We start from the raw sequence: 16,316 nt of genomic DNA, 5'->3' as shown, positions 1-16,316 counted from the left end.
GTGCAATCGACGCGCGGCGCAGTATCTGCGAAGTCCTCACGCTACCCTCCCGGCACGCTAGATGGTGGACCACGCAACAATACCGCGACCGATGCGGTCCTTGGCGGCCTCGGCCGTGCGCGAGAGATCGCTTGTTGGCGCGGCGGAGGCGATCTGCCCGAGGCAATCCATCACCTGGCGCATCCACCGCACAAAATCGCCGGCCTGAATCTCGGCCCCGTCAATCGCGGTCGCCAGCGTCGACCCGTGCGCCCACGCGAGCGTCGAGGACATCAGCCCAGCGTCGAGGGACGGTGTGGGCTCGCAGCCGCACTGCTTCTCGACGCGGTGCACGCGCGCGAGCGTGCCCACGCACTCCTCCCAGGCCGTGCGCAGGCGGATCCCGACCCCCGTGGGGGCCAGCTCGTTCGCTTCGTCGTCGCTGCGCGAGTCGTACACAAGGGCCGAGACGATCGACGCCAGCTCCGCCTCGTCCAGGTCGTTCCACGCCCCCTCGTTGAGGGACATCGCGACGACGAGGTCGCGCTCGCCGAAGATACGGCGCAGGCGCTGCCCCGAGGCCGTCACGCGGTCACCGTCGAGGAATCCGAGGCGCTCCAAGACGGCGCACACGCGGTCGAATTGGGCGGCCACCGAACCGGTCTGAGAGTCGATCGAGCGGCGCAGTTGCTCGATCTCGCGCCCCATACGCGCCCACCGGGCGCCCGCGCGAGCATGCTCCTCACGGTGGGGGCAGCGGTGCACGGGGTGGGCCCGCATGGCGGCGCGCATCTGGCCGATCGTGTCCTCCCCCGCCGCATCGGCGGGCAGCTGGTATCGTCCCTTGGCCGCGCCCGAGCGCAGCTCTGCGGCGATGCGCGTGCGTTCCTTCGTGCGCCTCAGAGCCGAACCGCCCGGGATCGACATGTGCCCCACGATCGCGATGCCGCCGCGCACATCCTCCGGGGCGAGCGCGCGCCACGTGGCATCCTCGCCGATGACGGAGGCCTCGACACGGCCCGAGGCGGCGGTCGCCTTCGCGCCGACGACGCACAAACGAACCTTGCGGCCCCTGGACAGGGCCAGCACGTCACCCGTGCGCACCCCCGCAAGGACGCGGCGCGACTCCTCACGAGTCTCGCGCTTGCGGGCGCGCGCGCCCGCCTTCTCGGCCTGGCTGATGCGCTCGCGCATCATGAGATACTCGCCGACGTCGCCGCGCGAGCAAGACAGGTCATCGGCCGCCGAGTCCCTGAGGGCCTCAAGCTCGCTCAGGCGCGTCGCCAGCTGGACCACCGCGGAGTCTGCCTGGAACTGGGCGAAGGAAGACTCTAGGACGGAGCGGGTCTGGGCGCGGGTCGAGCGGGCCAACAGGTTGACGACCATGTTGTAGGTCGGAGTGAAGGCGGAGATCAGCGGATAGGTGCGCTTGGACGCCAGGGCCGCGACCTCCTCGGGCGCCACTGCCCCGCGGTGAGAAACGACCGCGTGCCCCTCGGTGTCGATGCCGCGGCGCCCCGCGCGCCCGGACAGCTGCGTGTACTCACCGGCCGACAGGGACACGTGGGCGGAGCCGTTCCACTTCGTGAGGGACTCGATGACAACGGTACGGGCGGGCATGTTGATTCCCAAGGCCAGTGTCTCGGTCGCGTACACCATCTTGACCAGGCCCTCCGAGAAGAGGTGCTCAACCGTCTCCTTCATGAGCGGCAGCATCCCCGCGTGGTGGGCCGCGATGCCGCGCATCAGGCCGCGCTTCCAGGCGTCGACACCGAGCACGACGGCGTCCTCGGGGGCGATCAGCGCGATCACCTCGTCGACGTAGCGCTCGATGGCGGCCGCCTCGGAGCGAGTCGTCAGGGTGATGCGGGTCAGAAGAACCTGACGCACCGCGTCCTCACAGCCCGCTCGCGAGAAAATGAACGTGATCGCGGGCAACAGGTGCGCCCGGTCCAGCGAAATCAGGGTCGAGGGCCGCGACTCGCGGCGCACGCGCGGCGACCGGTTCCACGAGCGCGACCCGCGTCCGCCTCGCATCCCCGAGTCGCCCGTGGCAGCCACCAGCTCAGGGTTGAGCTTGCCCTTGCCGGTCGGCGCGTACAGGTCGAAAATCTCCTCGCCGACGATCATGTGCTGGTACAGCGGCACCGGGCGCTTTTCGGAGACGATGATCTCGCAGGAGGAACGCACCTCGCGGATCCACGCGCCGAACTCCTCCGCGTTGGAGACCGTCGCCGACAAAGCGATGATGGCGACGTGCGCGGGCAGGTGAATGATGACCTCCTCCCACACGGGGCCGCGCATCTTGTCCGCCAGGTAGTGCACCTCGTCCAGGACGACGACGCCCAGGTCCTCCAACGGCGCCCCCGCGTAGATCATGTTGCGGCAGACCTCGGTCGTCATGACGACGATGGGAGCCTTGGAGTTGATCGACGTGTCGCCGGTCGCCAGGCCGACGTTGTCAGCCCCGTACAGCTTGCACAGCTCCAGGTACTTCTGGTTCGACAGCGCCTTGATGGGCGTCGTGTAGAAGGCCCGCATGCCGCGCTGCACAGCCACGTATGCCCCGAACTGGCCGACGATCGTCTTGCCCGCACCCGTCGGGGCCGCGACGAGCACGGAGTTTCCCGCCTCGACGGCGTCGAGCGCATCGATCTGGAAGGGATCGGGGGTAAAACTCAACCCCTCGACCCAGCGAGCGCGCAGCGACGCTGCGGCGCGCTCGTACTCCCTGTAGGCCGCGTAACGCTGGGAGGCGCTGCCCTCTCCGACGCTCGTGCGTTCCTCGACCTCGACTAAGCGTGCGTGTGCCGCTCGGTGCCTGCGTCGTTTCGGGCTCACGATTCTTCCTCCCGACTCCACTCGGTGATGATCGAACGCGCACGCGTGCCTGCCAGGGCGCGACGGTCGGGCGTCACGGCGCGCAGGTGCGCGGCGATGTCGGTGAGCAGGCTCAGCCCCCACTCCTCGTTCCACACGGGCACGCGGATGCGCGCTCCCCCATCGGGGAGCTCATCGACGACGCTGCCCGCGTACTCGTCGGCGATCCAGCGGGCGGTGCGGTCCACGTCGAGCGTCCAGGTCGGTGCGTCGTCGTGCACCCGGCGCGGAGAGCGAACGCGCGGTCCGACGATGCCGACGTTCGACATCGACGCGAGCGAAAACGTGCGAGGCCCCTGCGCCTGCGTGCACCATCCGCGCAGCAGCCAGCCGGTCGAACTCGCCTCCAACGACCACGGGTCGACGACGCGGTGTGAGAAGCGTCCCTGGGCAGACACGTAGTCGAAAGACACGCGCTGAGCCTTCGCGAGGGCCTCGCGCAGAGCGTCGGCGATGGTGGACGAGGCCGGGACGGGCGAGGCGTCAATGCGGCCCTGGGCGCACGCCTCCTCTAGCCCGCCCAGGGCACTCACGACGAGGGCCGCATGGGGCAGGTGCGCAGCCACATCCGGCGCCAGGAGAGGGCCGATGGCCGACAGGCCGATCAGGAGTGCCTGAGCCTCCACCTCCGACAAACGCAGGGGCGCGCTCGCCCCCAGCGTCGCGCGCAGCGACACGCGCTGCTCCTCCTCGAACAGTCCCCAGTCGACCTCGAAGGACTGCCCGGGCAGCGAATCACCAACGGAGGCCACGTACTCGATGTCGCGCCGCACCTGGCGGCGCGTGCGGCCAAAGTGCGCGCACAACTCATCCACGTGCACCCCCGGATGCTCGGCGATCCACGCGATCATCGAGGACAGGCGCACGATGGCCAAGGACACGGTTTCAGGCATCGTTTCCTCCCCAGGCCGCAGCCGATCGTAGGCGGTCGAGCATCGCTGCGCGCAGCGCGTCGGGACCGATGACGACCACGTCGGCTGCCAACGGCAAGAGCCGGGCGATCCACGTGCCGATCTCACCATCCTCCAGGCTCACAGGCTCCCAGCCCTCACGCGTGTGCACGCTCGCTGCGCGCTCATCCAAGGCCTCGTACCCCGCGAGCAGACTCCGCGCGGTACTGCCCCGTCGGATGCGAACAAGCGGGGACACCAGCGAGGAGACGCGCGGGGCGACGCGCGCGGGGGCCGGAGAGGCGTCACCCTCCTCCCCCAAGAACTCAACCGCGGAGCGCACGCGAGACACGCGGAACGTGCGCTCCGCGTCCCGATCCAGATCCCAGCCCCACAGGTACAGCGCCCGCCCCTGAACGCTCAGGGCCCACGGCTCCACCGCGCGCTCTGTCAGATCCCCCGACCCCGGGTACTCGAAGCTCACGACGCGGCGCTCGCGAATAGCGCGCGCGAAAGACGTCGCGGCCTCCAGCCCCCGCAGCCCCAAGCGAATCGCGGGCGCGGAGATGTCCTCATCCGACGCGGCCGCCGCCTTCGCGTCGATCGAATCCGCCACGATATCCGCGCGGTCCCAGGCGCGGGCAGCAAGCGAGAGCAGCACCCGGTCCACACTCGTGACCTCAATGTCGGGGGCGAAAGAATCACGCGCAATCGAATAACGCTCCCCGCGCCCAATGCTCAGGTGTGCCCCGGCGTCGCGCAGGGCGTCTTTGTCGCGCTGAAACTGTGTCTCGAACGCGTCGTCGGCCAGGCCTCGATAGCCGGGAAGGGAACGCAACTGCGCCTTGGTGCGTCCCGGCCGCGCACCCAGGAGCTCGACGAAAAGCTCAAGGACGCGCACGTTGGCGGTAGGGGCGGTGCTCACCCACCTACCCTACGCGACGCGTGCGCGTCCCGTGCGTGCGGCGCACCGTCAGGATTGAGACGAGGCCTGGGCACCGGCGTCGGCGTACTCGTTTGTCACGATAGCGGACGGATCCACGTCCCCTTCGAGGACGCCGATGGAGGACAGGAACGACACCATCGACGACCACGTCGCGAGATCCTGAACCCCATCCGCCCGCGCGTCGTCGCCGAGCCACAGTGGAACGGTCGCAGCGAGCACCGCGTTCGCCGCGCCGAGCGACGTCTCATCGGTCAGCGTCGTATCCCACTGCGCAGTCGCATCGAGCGCGACCTGGGGATCGGCGGCGATCGCATTCATCGCCTCGGTGGTTGCAGAGACGACCGCGCGCGCCGCATCCGGGTGGGACTGCGCCCATTCGCGCGTCGTCACAATCGAGGCCGCGACCAGTGGGGTGGAACCGTCATCGAGTGGAATCTCGCGAATGTCGAGACCCGACAGGCGCATCTGCACCGCGTCGTTGTTCGTGAAACCGACGACCGCGTCCACCTGGCCGGCCGCCAGGGCCGCCTGCTGCGTGTAGCCGATCGACGAAATAGTCACGTCGGAGGTCTGCAGACCGCCGGCCTTGATCGCCGCGAGGGTCGCGTAGTAGCTCGAGCCATACTCGCCGGGAATGCCAATCGTCTTGCCCTTCAGGTCTGCGAGGGTCGCGATCGGAGAATCCGCGGGAACGATGACAGTGCCGGGGTAGGACGCGTAGTACTGCCCGATCGAGACGAGGTCCAGGCCCTGCGAGGCGGCCACCACAGCCTCGTCGCCCGAGGCGATAACGACGTCCTCCTGCCCGGCCAACAGCGCCGTAAAGAGCCCCTCATCGGAGCCGTGGTGGCGCACCGTCACCGTCACTCCCGCGTCGTTATACAGGCCCTGCGCGTCGGCGACGTACACGGGCGCAAACTGCACGTTCGGAATGTAGGTCAGACCGATGGTGACGTCGGCGTCGCCGGTTGCGGACGAGCCCGACTGGCCTGCGTTCGAACCAGCCACACAAGCGGACAGCACCAGCGAGGCGCACACACCGAGTGCGAGGCCGCGACCAATAGTGGAAAGCTTCAAGGGATGTCTCCTTCACTGCGTGATGGCGTAACGTTTCGACCGCTCGACCTGGTACACGATGACGTACAGGATCGTCGCCATCACGCACAGGATCGCGATGATGACGAACATGCCGGCGGTGTCCACGTTGCTTCTCATTTGAGTGAGTACCTGCCCGAGCCCGGACCCTCCCATGACCATCTCCCCCACGACTGCGCCCGTGACCGACAGGGCGAAACCGTTGCGCAGACCACCGAGAATTGCGGGGGCCGCAAGCGGAATCTCCATGTGCAGGGCCATCGTCCACCCCCTCGCCCCGTCGAGCGCGGCCGCCTCAAGCAGCTCGCGGTCGATATGACGCAGTCCGACGACCGTGGACACCAGGATCGGGAAAAACACCATGAGCGCGCACAGCACGACGATTGGCGTGATGCCGTACCCGACCCACAGCACGAGAATGGGGGCGATTGCGATGGCGGGCAACGCCTGGGTTGCCCCAAGGAAGGGTTCCACCGCCGCAGCCAACAGGCGGCAACGGTAGATTGCATACGCTAACGGCAGCGCAACGACCGTTCCGAGCGCGCACCCAGCAACCGCCTCGCCGCCCGTGACCGCGATCTGGCGCCAGGTGGTCGGGCGCTGCAAGAGCGCCGCCCCCTTGCGGGCGACAGTGAGCGGATCGGGCAGGCGCCAGGCTTCGATGCCGGTCAGCGTGGTCGACAGCCACCAACCCGCCAGCAACAGGGCGAAGAAGATGATCGGTGCCGCGACGGTGAGCACACCGCGAGGCTTGTTCCGAGATGCCACGACTTACTTTCCGACACCGGGGGTACGCGCAGCACAGCAGACGCACGCATGCGCCTCATGCACTCCTCCCATCCGGACTGTAACCGTCGGCGCCGGAATTTCACCGGCTCAACCGCCCTCGTTCGGTGAGGGCGGGTCGCGGACTATCACCGCCGGTTCGGACTTTCACCGACCCCGGAGTACTCGCTTGCCATTGTGCCACGCGGGGCGTGTGGCTGCGAGAGGAGTTCGCGGTGCACGAACGGGACGAGGCCCGAGCCCCGTCCCGCTCATTGGCGTAGTCGCGATCAGTGAGTGTGGGCGTTCGCGAGCTCGCGCAGCGCCTCCACCTCGCGGTGGGCGTCCTCAGCGCGGAACACAGCGGAGCCGGCGACGAAGTTATCGGCGCCAGCGATGGCCGCGCGCTCGATAGTCGCGCGCGAGATCCCGCCGTCCACCTGAATCGACACCTCCAGGCCGGCGGCGTTGATGGCCGCCCGGGTGCGTTCGATCTTGGGAATCATCTGCTCGATGAAAGACTGGCCGCCAAATCCAGGCTCGACAGTCATGATCAGGATCATGTCGAACTCGTTGAGGATATCCACGAAGGGCGCGATGTCAGTCGCAGGCTTGAGCGCCAGCCCCGCGCGCGCCCCCAGACGATGCAGCTCCCGCGCCAGGCGAAGCGGCGCGGCCGCAGCCTCGGCGTGAAAGGTCACCGAGTGGCATCCGACCTCCGCGTAGCCGGGCGCCCAGCGATCGGGATCCTCGATCATGAGATGGGCGTCCACCGGGAGGATCCCGGACTTGACGACGGCCTCAGCGACCGGGAGCCCCCACGACAGGTTTGGCACGAAATGGTTATCCATGACGTCGACGTGGGCGACGTCGGCTCCGGCGATCTTCGCGAGTTCGCCGCGCAGGTCGGCGATGTCGCAGTTCAGGATCGAGGGGCTAATTGTGGCGTTCATAACGCATATGCTAGCGTCTGCGCAGGCACGCCACAAACATAAGATCCGTGCCAAACCGGTGATCCCACAGTTGCAGGGTGCGGCCCGCCGCGCCGGATAGGCGGCCCGCCGCGTCTGGCACGCCAAGCGGCGATGGAGCACAGTCGTCGGCGAGTGCGACAGTGTCACACAGGTCGACGTCGCCGACCTCGAGCAGACGCGCGACCTGGTCGCGGGTTTCGGCCGCGTGCGGCGAGCATGTGATGTAGGTTAGGACGCCGCCGGGGCGCGTCAGTGCGACGGCGCGGTCCAGGAGCTCAGCCTGCAACTCCGTCAGCTCCTCCACATCCGCGGGGGTGCGATTCCACCGCGACTCGGGCCGCCTGCGCAGCGACCCCATGCCCGAGCATGGAGCATCGACGACGACGCGGTCGAAGGACGCGAGCGGCCAGGCGCTGCGCCCGCCGCCAAAGCTGCGCCCATCCCCGCTGACCACCTCGATGGAGTCGTAGAGCCGCGTCGTGCGTTCGATGAGACGGGCACGATGGCGATGGACCTCGTTGGCGATCACGCGAGCCCCGCGCTCCTGCGCCAGCCCCGCGAGCATCGCCGCCTTACCGCCCGGACCCGCGCACAGGTCAAGCCAGCGCTCATCCGCTCCCCCATCCAAGGGCGCGTGCGCGGCGATGAGCGCGGCGAGCTGAGAACCCTCATCCTGGGCGCCCGCGCGGCCGTCGCGAATCGAGGGAAGTCGCGCTGGATCACCCGATTCGAGCAGCACAGCGCGCGGGGAGATGGCACCGAGGGCCACGCGCGTATCGAGGATATCCTCCGCCTCGTCGGCGAGTTCGTCCACGCTCATCAGGCCCGGGCGCGCGACGAGTGTCACGGTGGGCACCTCGTTGTCCGCTGCGAGGACGTCCTCAAGCTCGTCCGGCGAGTAGCCGTGCGCGACGAGCGCCTCGCGGAACGCGCGCACCATCCACGCGGGATGCGAGTAGCGCACGCCCAGCGCCTCGTCCACGTCCGAGATGGCGGCCATGGCGGCCTCGCGCTCCTCGCTACTCTCGCGCGTGATCGAGCGCAGGACGGCGTTGACGAATCGAACGGGGCCGTCGGACAGGTGCTCGCGGGCGACGTCCACCGTCGCTGAGACGGCCGCATGGTCGGGAACGCGCATGTCGAGGAGCTGGTGGGCGCCCATGCGCGCCAGCACTACAACGCGCGGATCCAGGTCGGCCAGCGGCCGATCCACGTGGCGCGCGATGACCCAGTCGAGGCGCCCAATCGCGCGCAGCGTGCCGTGGACGAGCTCGGAGGTGAAGGCCGCGTCGCGGTCGGTGAAGTGCCCGTCCCGGCGCGCCTGACGCAGCGCCTTGGGCAACAGGATGTTCGCGAAGGCGCCCTTGGCCTGGACCTCGTAGAGGACCTCGTAGGCGATGCGCCGGGGCTCGTCGGCGCGACGCAGCTTGCGGTAGCCGTCGGAGTATCGGCGTTCGCTCATCGTCTCGCACCACCGATGCGCATCGTGACATCCGGCCTGGCGCCACGAGCCCACGCCGCGGCGTCCATCCAGGACTTACCGGCGGGTGCGACCTGACCGAGGATGAGCGCGCCGCCCGCGCAGCCGACGCTCACCTGCTTCTTCGTGATGTCCAGCTGGCCTGGCTCCAGGTCATCGCGCTCCACCGGCATCGCCACGCCAAGCTTCATGCGCGTGCCGCCGGGCAGGATCGTGTAGGCGCCCGGGTTGGGCGTGACGGAGCGGATAATGCGATCCTCTTCCTCGGCGCTGCGCGTGAAGGAGACGTAACCGTCGGCGTGCTCCAGGCGGCGTGCGTGCGTGATGCCCGTCGCGCTCTGCGGGAGCGCGACCGCGGTCCCAGCCTGGAGCTTATCGACGACGTCAAGGGCTTGGGCGGCACCCGCCTGCGCCATCGCGCTCAGCAGCTCGCCGGCGCTCTCGCGCCCGATCGGCACCGCGACGCGCGAGTAGACGTCGCCGGTATCGAGCCCCTCTTCAAGGTTGAAGACGCACGAGGCCGTCTCAGTGTCACCCTCGCGTATCGCCCACTGGACAGGCGCTGCGCCGCGCCATCGGGGCAGGTCAGAAAAGTGTAGGTTCACCCATCCGTGTGTCGGCATCGCCAGGACGGCGGGAGGGATGAGCCCCCCGTAGGCCACGACGACACCGAGGTCGGCTCCCACGGCAGCGATGCGCTCGCCGATCTCCGGCGTCTTCACTGTCGTCGTCTCCGCCAGCTCAATGCCAGCCTGTGCGGCAACCTCGGCCACGGGAGACGGATACAGCGTTTTACCCCGTCCGCGCCGCGCTGGCGGACGGGTGATCACGAGGGCGACCTCATGGGGGGAGGCAAGCAGGGCGCGCAGTGTGGGCACTGCGGCGTGGGGAGTTCCAGCAAAAATAATGCGCACGGGCGCCAGTTTACGGCACCGCGTGGCCTCGGACTTAGAAGAGCTCCGGTGGGTTCACGCTCATTTTCACCAGTGGTGCCTTGCGTGCGCTACGCGAGCGCCGAATGTCGGCAAGCGAGGCGAGCATGTGCGCGCTGTCCGGCAGCGGAGCACGCACGAGGGTACGCACCTGGTTCTCCTCACCCTCACGGGTAGCTGGCACAGCCACCGTACCTACGAGCTGTGCACCGCCCTCGCGCACGGCCTGGTCAGCGACCTGGCGCACCTGCGCAGCGGGGCCGTCCAGGGCAACCATCGTGCACGCGGGGAAAAAGCCGAGGGCCTCACGCTCGTCGAGAAGTCGCTCCGCGTAGTCGGTGGGTGACCAACGAACCAGCATCTGGCCCAAAGCCTCAGGAATCGTCCCGACGACGAGGCCCGGGCGGCCCGGGCGCACGAGCGAGAGGGCGCGAAGCCAGCGCCGCGCAGCCTCCTCGGGGGCCCACAGCTCCGCCCGCCCGGCGAGGGCTGCGGCATCGAGAACGATCCCGCAGGCGTAGCCGCCGTCGACGTGGGGTTCGGCGCCCGCCGTCGCAACGATGACGGTGGGGCGAGACGGAAGCGTGCGACTGATGCGATGGGCAGCCGAAGACTCGAGCACGGAGGCCTCAGGCAGGTTTCGAGCGATCTCCTCAGCCGTGCGCGAGGAACCCACGCGGGCACCGCGCAGCTCTCGCCCAGAGCAGTGGGGGCACCGCCAAGAGCTAGGTTCGCGCCCGCACCAGGCACACGAAAGCGCCTCGTCGGCGCTCATCGTCAGAGGCCCGAAGCATCGCGGGCAGCGCGCATGCTCCTCGCAGCGGCGGCACACGACGGTCGGCCAGTAGCCTGCGGACGCCACCTGGATAAGGACCGGCCCGTCGCGCAGGCCCTGGCGAATCATGCGTAAGGCGGCCTGCGGGATGCGCATGTGTCCGCCGGCTCCCTCTCGTTGTGCCTCAACCTGCCCGTGCAGGTGCACGCGCGGCGTAGCCTCGCGCAGCGCGTGCACGGTGGGATCGACACTCACCGCCCAACCGTAGCGGACGAGAGCCTGAGCCTTGACCGAACGGGACGCGGACAGGACGAGTAGGCCGGCGCCCTCAACCGCGCAGCGTTGCACGGCCACGTCGAGGGCATCGCAGCGAGGAAAACGACGCTCGCGCAGACGATCGTCCCCATCGTCAAGGATGATGATGAGCCCGAGGGACGCGCAGGGAACCCACGCGGCCGAGCGAGTACCCACCACGACGGGAACGCGGCCCAGGGAAGCGGCGACGTGAACGCGGTAACGCTCCTCGGCACTCACCTCTCCTCCGCTGACGACCGCGGGAACGGCGAGATCCTGCTCGAGGTCGTGGGCCACGCGCGTGGCCTGCTCGCCGGTCGCCGTGATCACTATGACGCTGCGCCCCGATGACACAGTTGCGGCCACAGCTTCCGACAGACACGAACGCAGGTGAGGGTGCAGGGAGGTGACGATGGCGCGGGGGCTCTCCCCCGCCGCCAGTCGCGACAGCAGGGCCTGACCGGCCGAATATGCGCGCCATCCCTCCCCTGCAGCCGGGCTATCAACGAGAGGCCACGCGCCAGGCGCACTGGCTAGCACGTCCTTCTCCGCGCGCGCGTGCCGGGGCGGCAGCGCAAGTGAGAGCACCTGGGAGGTGGTGGCAAGGAAACGTGACGCAACGCGGCGTGCGGCCTCGTACAGGGAGGGCGTGAGCACGGGCGTTGCCGACACGACGGCCTCGAGACGGCCGACGCCGTCGCTCACCTCGCGGCGGGTGCGCTCGATAATCCAGCCGTCAACGCGGTTGCCGGAGAAGCGCACACGAACGAGAGAGCCGACCGTGGCCTGGTCAACGAGTCCGTCGGGGACGAGGTAGTCGAGCGGCCGGTCCATGTGAGCCAGATCCACGTCGACGAGCACGCGGGCGACCTCCGCGCTGCGTGTGGCAGGCGGGTCGAAACCGTCGAGCAGACCCTGCGTGGACATCATGAGCCTAGTGAAACACGGCGCGGGCTCATCTGCGGTACCGCTCAGCCCAAGAGCTTAAGCCCATACTTGGCGACCACCATCGCGAGCACACCAAAGACGATGAGCCCCCACAACGCCCAATCCAGGCCCTGGCCAACAATGCGACGCACAGACTCCGGCGCCGGAATCACGCCGTCACGAATATTGATGCGCGTAATACCGCCGAACACGAGCGTCGTCGTGAGCGTGATGAGGAGGCACCACGGGCACAGAACCTGAATGACGAAGTAGGACTGGCTGAAGAGCCAGAACGCGAAAAACAGCGCGACCGTGTACAGGAGATTCGTGCAGGCCATGTACCAGCGCGGGAATCGCACGCCGGAGGCAATCGCGACGGAGATAGCCAAGACCACCGCCTCGAAGAAAATGCCGAGGAAGGCGTTGGGGAATCCCAGAATACGGGCCTGCCACGTCTGGGCGACCGTCGAGCACGACAGAACCGCGGAGACGTCGCAGCCGAAGCGCGTCGACGAATCGGCGGCCAGCTGCCACGCCTCGATCGACAGGACGAAGGAAGTGACCAGGCCGATAAACCCGGAGACGATCATCTCCAGGCTCGTGCGCCGACGCCACGCCCCGCGCGCCTCCTCGGTATCCCAGGAGGGCACGAAATCCTCGATCTGCTCCGCTGACCTCGTCATGCGAGGGCGGCCTTGAGCTGTTCGACGCGGTTCGTGGCCTCCCAGGGGAAGCCCTCGCGGCCGAAGTGGCCGTATGCGGCGGTCTCGCGGTAGATCGGGCGGAGCAGATCCAGGTCTTCGATCATGCCGAGGGGACGAAGGTCGAAGACCTCGCGGATAGCATCCGCGATGCGTTCCTCGGGTACGACGCCGGTGCCGAAGGTGTCAACGTACAGGCCGATCGGGCGGGCGCGTCCGATGGCGTAAGCAAGCTGAATCTCGCAGCGCTGGGCGATGCCGGCGGCCACGACGTTCTTGGCGACCCAGCGGGCAGCGTAGGTGGCGGAGCGGTCAACCTTGGAGGGATCCTTGCCCGAGAAGGCGCCGCCGCCATGACGGGCCATACCCCCGTAGGTGTCGACGATGATCTTTCGGCCCGTCAGGCCCGCGTCCGCCGCGGGGCCGCCCAGGACGAAGCGTCCCGAGGGGTTGATCAGCGCAGACATGTCGCCGGTTGCCAGAGCCAGGCCGGACTCCTCGATGACGGGGTCGATGACGTGGGTACGCACGGCGTCGGCGATGGCCCCCTGGGTGAGCTTCTCGTCGTGCTGGGTCGACACGACAATGGTGTCGATGCCCACGGGGCGCCCGCCCTCGTATGCGAGGGTCACCTGGGTCTTGCCGTCGGGGCGCAGCCCTTCCACGACGCCCTGCTTGCGCACGTCGGTCAGGCGCTTGGCGAGGCGGTGCGCCAGCCAGATGGGCGCCGGCATGAGATCGGGGGTATCGGAGGATGCATAGCCGAACATGATGCCCTGGTCGCCCGCTCCCAGGCGGTCACGGCGATCGCCGCCCTGGGTGCCGCGCACCTCGAGCGCCTCGTCGACGCCGCCAGCGATGTCGGGGCTCTGCCCGTCGAGCGATACGGAGACGCCGCACGAGGCGCCGTCGAAGCCGACGCGCGAGGAGTCGTAGCCGATAGAGAGGATCTCGCGGCGCACGATCTCGGGGATTTCAACGTATGCCTCCGTGGTCACCTCGCCTGCGACGTGGATGAGGCCGGTGGCGGCCATCGTCTCGACGGCCACGCGCGAGCGGGGATCGGCGTCGAGCAGGGCGTCGAGGATCGCATCGGAGATGCGGTCACAGACCTTGTCGGGGTGACCTTCGGTGACGGACTCGGAAGAGAAAAGCTGTTGACTCACCGCTCAAGGCTATCAAGGAAAGCGGCGATCTGGCCGATAAGACCTGCGGCAACCTCATCCTTTGAGCCGGTGTAACGGCCCACGATGGCGCCGCTGGCGTCGAGAAGTCGGATATCGTTGGGGACGTCACCGAAGCCGACGCCCGCACCCACACGGTTCAAGGCGATGTAGTCCGCCCCCTTGCGCGCGGCCTTGTCGGCGCCGTAGGCCAGGATCTGCTCGTCGGTGCCCGTCTCTGCCGCGAAGCCCACGACGAGGGGCGGGCGAGTGACGCTGTGGCCCACCTCGGAGAGAATGTCGGGGTTTCGAACGAGGCGCAGGGTCGGCGCGTCCGACGTGCTCGGGTCCTTTTTCATTTTCGAGGCGTGGGTCGCCTCGGGGCGAAAATCGGCGACCGCGGCCGTCATGACCAGGGCGTCGGCGCCCCGCACCTGGGCGAGGGTGGCTTCGCGCATCTGTTGGGCGCTGCCCACGCGAGTCACCTCAACCGAGGAGGGAAGGCACGCCATCACGGAGTCGTCGATGTTGGCTGCGATGACGCGCACACGTGCTCCCGCACGCTGCGCGGCGGCGGCGATGGCCAGGCCCTGACGACCCGAAGATTTGTTGCCAAGGAAACGCACCGGGTCGATCGGCTCCCTCGTGCCTCCGGCCGTCACGACCAGTGTCTTTCCGGCGAGCGAGGTGCCCACAGTGGCCTCATCGCTCCCGCCGAGAATCGCCAGGGCGCGGCGCGCGATCTCCTCCGGCGACGGCAACCGGCCGACGCCGCTGTCTCCGGAGCCGAGTGCGCCCGACTCGGGTTCGATGACGTGGACGCCGCGTTGGCGCAGCGTTGCGACGTTCGCTTGGGTCGCGGGAGCCAGCCACATGTTCGAGTGCATCGCGGGCGCCACGACCACCGGAGCGCGAGAGGCGAGCACGGTGAGCGACACCATGTCATCGGCAAAGCCCCCGGCCAGGCGGGCGAGGGTGTTTGCGGTCGCAGGGACGATGATGATCAGGTCGGCGACCCGGGCCAGTTCGACGTGCTCGGCGCGCCCCTCCCCCGCGATCTCGACTGCGACGGGGCGAGACGTGATGCCCTCCCAGGTCGACCTGCCCACGAACTCTAACGAAGCGTGCGTCGCCGCCACATACACGTCGTGGCCCGCGCGTTGACACTCGCGGACCACGATCGGTGCTTTGAAGGCTGCGACGCCGCCGGTCACTCCGACGACGATCGACGCCACGTCAGGCCTCGGGGTTTGCTTCGAGAGAGAGCAGGCCCTCGTTGATCTCACGCAGAGACACGGCCAGAGGCTTCTCGTCGGGCTGAACGTCGACGACGGGACCCACGAACTGGATCATGTTCTGCTGAAGCTGCAGGTTGTAGGAGTTAATCTGGCGAGCACGCTTCGCGGCAAAAATAACCAGCGCGTACTTGGAATCGACGTGCTCCAGCAGATCGTCAATAGGCGGGGAGGTGATACCCACGGGCTGGGCAACAATTCCGGACATGCGTGTCTTCCTCTCAGTGGCAGATTCAGATAGATATTACTCCAGGCCAATGAGCCCGGCCAGCTCACGCACCGCGCGCTCGACATCGTCGTTGATCACAACGTGATCGAACTCGGAGGCGGCGTCCATCTCGACGCGGGCCGTGGCAAGCCTGCGCTCGCGCTCCTCCTGGCCTTCGGTGCCGCGGCCGACGAGTCGACGCTCCAGCTCCTCCCAGGAGGGCGGAGCCAGGAAGATGAACTGAGCGTCGGGGCGATTAGCTCGAACCTGTCGCGCGCCAGCAAGGTCGATCTCGAGCAGGACTGGCTCGCCAGCCGCCAGAGCCGCATCGACAGGACCGCGAGGGGTGCCGTACTTGTTTGTGCCATGAACAAGCGCCCACTCCAACATCTCTCCCCCTTCGATCATGGAATCGAATTCTTCGGGGGAAACGAAGTAGTAGTGGACGCCGTTCGCTTCACCGGGTCGAGGATGACGAGTCGTCGCCGAAACCGACACCAACAGGTGCGGGTAGCGCTCACGGAGAGCGGCGACGACGGTTCCCTTTCCAACAGCGGTTGGGCCAGCAAGGACTGTCAATTGAGCCTGAGTCATGGCTCAATTGTGCCATGCGTGCCCGTATCAGCCGAAACGCTCGACCAGTGCCTTGCGCTGGACGGGGCCAAGGCCTCGTACTCTCCTGCTCTGGGCGATCTTGTACTCGTCCATCAGGACAGCGGCCGTGTTCGTGCCGACGCGCGGCAGCGACTCCAGAAGCGAAACGACTTTCATCTTCGCCACGGCCTCGTCGGAATCGGCGAGTTCCAAAACCTCAGACAGGTTCATCGAGCGCGCCTTGAGCGCGTTCTTGACCTCGGCGCGACGACGCCGTGCCTGAGTTGCCTTCTCGAGGGCCTGTGCCCTCTGTTCCGGCGTGAGATCAGGTAGTGCCATTCTGATCATCTCCTCCGTTGGGATCTTCGGTAATTAAACTATGTCACCTCTCAAAGCACTTGCGCCATCCCAAAACGCC

15 protein-coding genes and 1 riboswitch are annotated in these 16,316 nt (G+C 68.0%); all 15 genes read right to left on the bottom strand.

Annotated features, from left to right (window positions below; translation table 11 throughout):
- Positions 1–57: 57 nt before the first annotated feature.
- Positions 58–2,820: an RNA helicase gene (locus QU663_RS05525; RefSeq protein ID WP_021612354.1), complete on the bottom strand. Its 2,763-nt coding sequence runs from the start codon at positions 2,818–2,820 to the stop codon at positions 58–60.
- Positions 2,817–3,752 (bottom strand): YafY family protein, encoded by a 936-nt coding sequence (locus tag QU663_RS05520; protein WP_021612355.1) that lies wholly within the window; start codon positions 3,750–3,752, stop codon positions 2,817–2,819. The genes QU663_RS05525 and QU663_RS05520 overlap by 4 nt, the downstream gene beginning before the upstream one ends.
- The gene (locus tag QU663_RS05515) at positions 3,745–4,674 is read right to left on the bottom strand and encodes a YafY family protein (protein WP_021612356.1); all 930 of its coding nucleotides are present in this window, start codon (positions 4,672–4,674) and stop codon (positions 3,745–3,747) included. The genes QU663_RS05520 and QU663_RS05515 overlap by 8 nt, the downstream gene beginning before the upstream one ends.
- Positions 4,675–4,722: 48 nt before the next feature.
- Positions 4,723–5,772, bottom strand: a complete 1,050-nt coding sequence (locus tag QU663_RS05510; protein ID WP_051267784.1) for an ABC transporter substrate-binding protein — start codon at positions 5,770–5,772, stop codon at positions 4,723–4,725.
- A 12-nt stretch (positions 5,773–5,784) separates the two neighbouring features.
- Complete coding sequence (locus QU663_RS05505) at positions 5,785–6,558, bottom strand: ABC transporter permease (protein ID WP_034481815.1); 774 nt, start codon at positions 6,556–6,558, stop codon at positions 5,785–5,787.
- Between the two features lie 56 nt (positions 6,559–6,614).
- Positions 6,615–6,744, bottom strand: a riboswitch (FMN riboswitch).
- A 101-nt stretch (positions 6,745–6,845) separates the two neighbouring features.
- A complete protein-coding gene (gene rpe, locus QU663_RS05500) occupies positions 6,846–7,508 on the bottom strand; it encodes a ribulose-phosphate 3-epimerase (protein WP_021612359.1) in 663 nt (220 codons plus the stop codon).
- Between the two features lie 10 nt (positions 7,509–7,518).
- The gene (locus QU663_RS05495) at positions 7,519–8,991 is read right to left on the bottom strand and encodes a transcription antitermination factor NusB (protein WP_021612360.1); all 1,473 of its coding nucleotides are present in this window, start codon (positions 8,989–8,991) and stop codon (positions 7,519–7,521) included.
- Positions 8,988–9,923 (bottom strand): methionyl-tRNA formyltransferase, encoded by a 936-nt coding sequence (locus QU663_RS05490; protein ID WP_034481819.1) that lies wholly within the window; start codon positions 9,921–9,923, stop codon positions 8,988–8,990. The genes QU663_RS05495 and QU663_RS05490 overlap by 4 nt, the downstream gene beginning before the upstream one ends.
- Before the next feature lie 34 nt (positions 9,924–9,957).
- Positions 9,958–11,940 (bottom strand): primosomal protein, encoded by a 1,983-nt coding sequence (locus QU663_RS05485; protein WP_021612362.1) that lies wholly within the window; start codon positions 11,938–11,940, stop codon positions 9,958–9,960.
- 41 nt (positions 11,941–11,981) lie between these two features.
- Complete coding sequence (locus QU663_RS05480; protein WP_021612363.1) at positions 11,982–12,620, bottom strand: vitamin K epoxide reductase family protein; 639 nt, start codon at positions 12,618–12,620, stop codon at positions 11,982–11,984.
- Positions 12,617–13,804 carry a methionine adenosyltransferase gene (gene metK / locus QU663_RS05475; protein ID WP_021612364.1) on the bottom strand — a complete coding sequence of 396 codons (1,188 nt, stop codon included), beginning with the start codon at positions 13,802–13,804 and terminating at the stop codon, positions 12,617–12,619. Before metK ends, QU663_RS05480 begins: the two co-directional genes overlap by 4 nt.
- Positions 13,801–15,036: a bifunctional phosphopantothenoylcysteine decarboxylase/phosphopantothenate--cysteine ligase CoaBC gene (gene coaBC, locus QU663_RS05470; RefSeq protein WP_021612365.1), complete on the bottom strand. Its 1,236-nt coding sequence runs from the start codon at positions 15,034–15,036 to the stop codon at positions 13,801–13,803. Before coaBC ends, metK begins: the two co-directional genes overlap by 4 nt.
- A 1-nt stretch (position 15,037) precedes the next feature.
- On the bottom strand, positions 15,038–15,304 hold the full coding sequence (gene rpoZ / locus QU663_RS05465; protein WP_003792400.1) for a DNA-directed RNA polymerase subunit omega: 267 nt from the start codon (positions 15,302–15,304) through the stop codon (positions 15,038–15,040).
- 36 nt (positions 15,305–15,340) lie between these two features.
- A complete protein-coding gene (gene gmk / locus QU663_RS05460) occupies positions 15,341–15,898 on the bottom strand; it encodes a guanylate kinase (RefSeq protein WP_034481823.1) in 558 nt (185 codons plus the stop codon).
- Positions 15,899–15,925: 27 nt separating this feature from the next.
- Positions 15,926–16,237: an integration host factor, actinobacterial type gene (gene mihF / locus QU663_RS05455; RefSeq protein WP_007589281.1), complete on the bottom strand. Its 312-nt coding sequence runs from the start codon at positions 16,235–16,237 to the stop codon at positions 15,926–15,928.
- Positions 16,238–16,316 lie beyond the last annotated feature (79 nt).

The sequence above is a fragment of the Schaalia sp. HMT-172 genome (assembly GCF_030644365.1).
In the GTDB taxonomy this organism is placed as follows: domain Bacteria; phylum Actinomycetota; class Actinomycetes; order Actinomycetales; family Actinomycetaceae; genus Pauljensenia.
Note: the sequence above shows the minus strand (reverse complement) of the source record. Positions and strands in the feature narration are given on the sequence as shown.

Bases quoted from the DNA above. Each gene is read 5' to 3' on its own strand.
- gmk (WP_034481823.1), bottom strand. From the start codon at position 15,898: ATGACTCAGGCTCAATTGACAGTCCTTGCTGGCCCAACCGCTGTTGGA.
- mihF (WP_007589281.1), bottom strand. From the start codon at position 16,237: ATGGCACTACCTGATCTCACGCCGGAACAGAGGGCACAGGCCCTCGAG.
- QU663_RS05495 (WP_021612360.1), bottom strand. From the start codon at position 8,991: ATGAGCGAACGCCGATACTCCGACGGCTACCGCAAGCTGCGTCGCGCC.
- QU663_RS05485 (WP_021612362.1), bottom strand. From the start codon at position 11,940: ATGATGTCCACGCAGGGTCTGCTCGACGGTTTCGACCCGCCTGCCACA.
- QU663_RS05520 (WP_021612355.1), bottom strand. From the start codon at position 3,752: ATGCCTGAAACCGTGTCCTTGGCCATCGTGCGCCTGTCCTCGATGATC.
- rpe (WP_021612359.1), bottom strand. From the start codon at position 7,508: ATGAACGCCACAATTAGCCCCTCGATCCTGAACTGCGACATCGCCGAC.
- rpoZ (WP_003792400.1), bottom strand. From the start codon at position 15,304: ATGTCCGGAATTGTTGCCCAGCCCGTGGGTATCACCTCCCCGCCTATT.
- QU663_RS05480 (WP_021612363.1), bottom strand. From the start codon at position 12,620: ATGACGAGGTCAGCGGAGCAGATCGAGGATTTCGTGCCCTCCTGGGAT.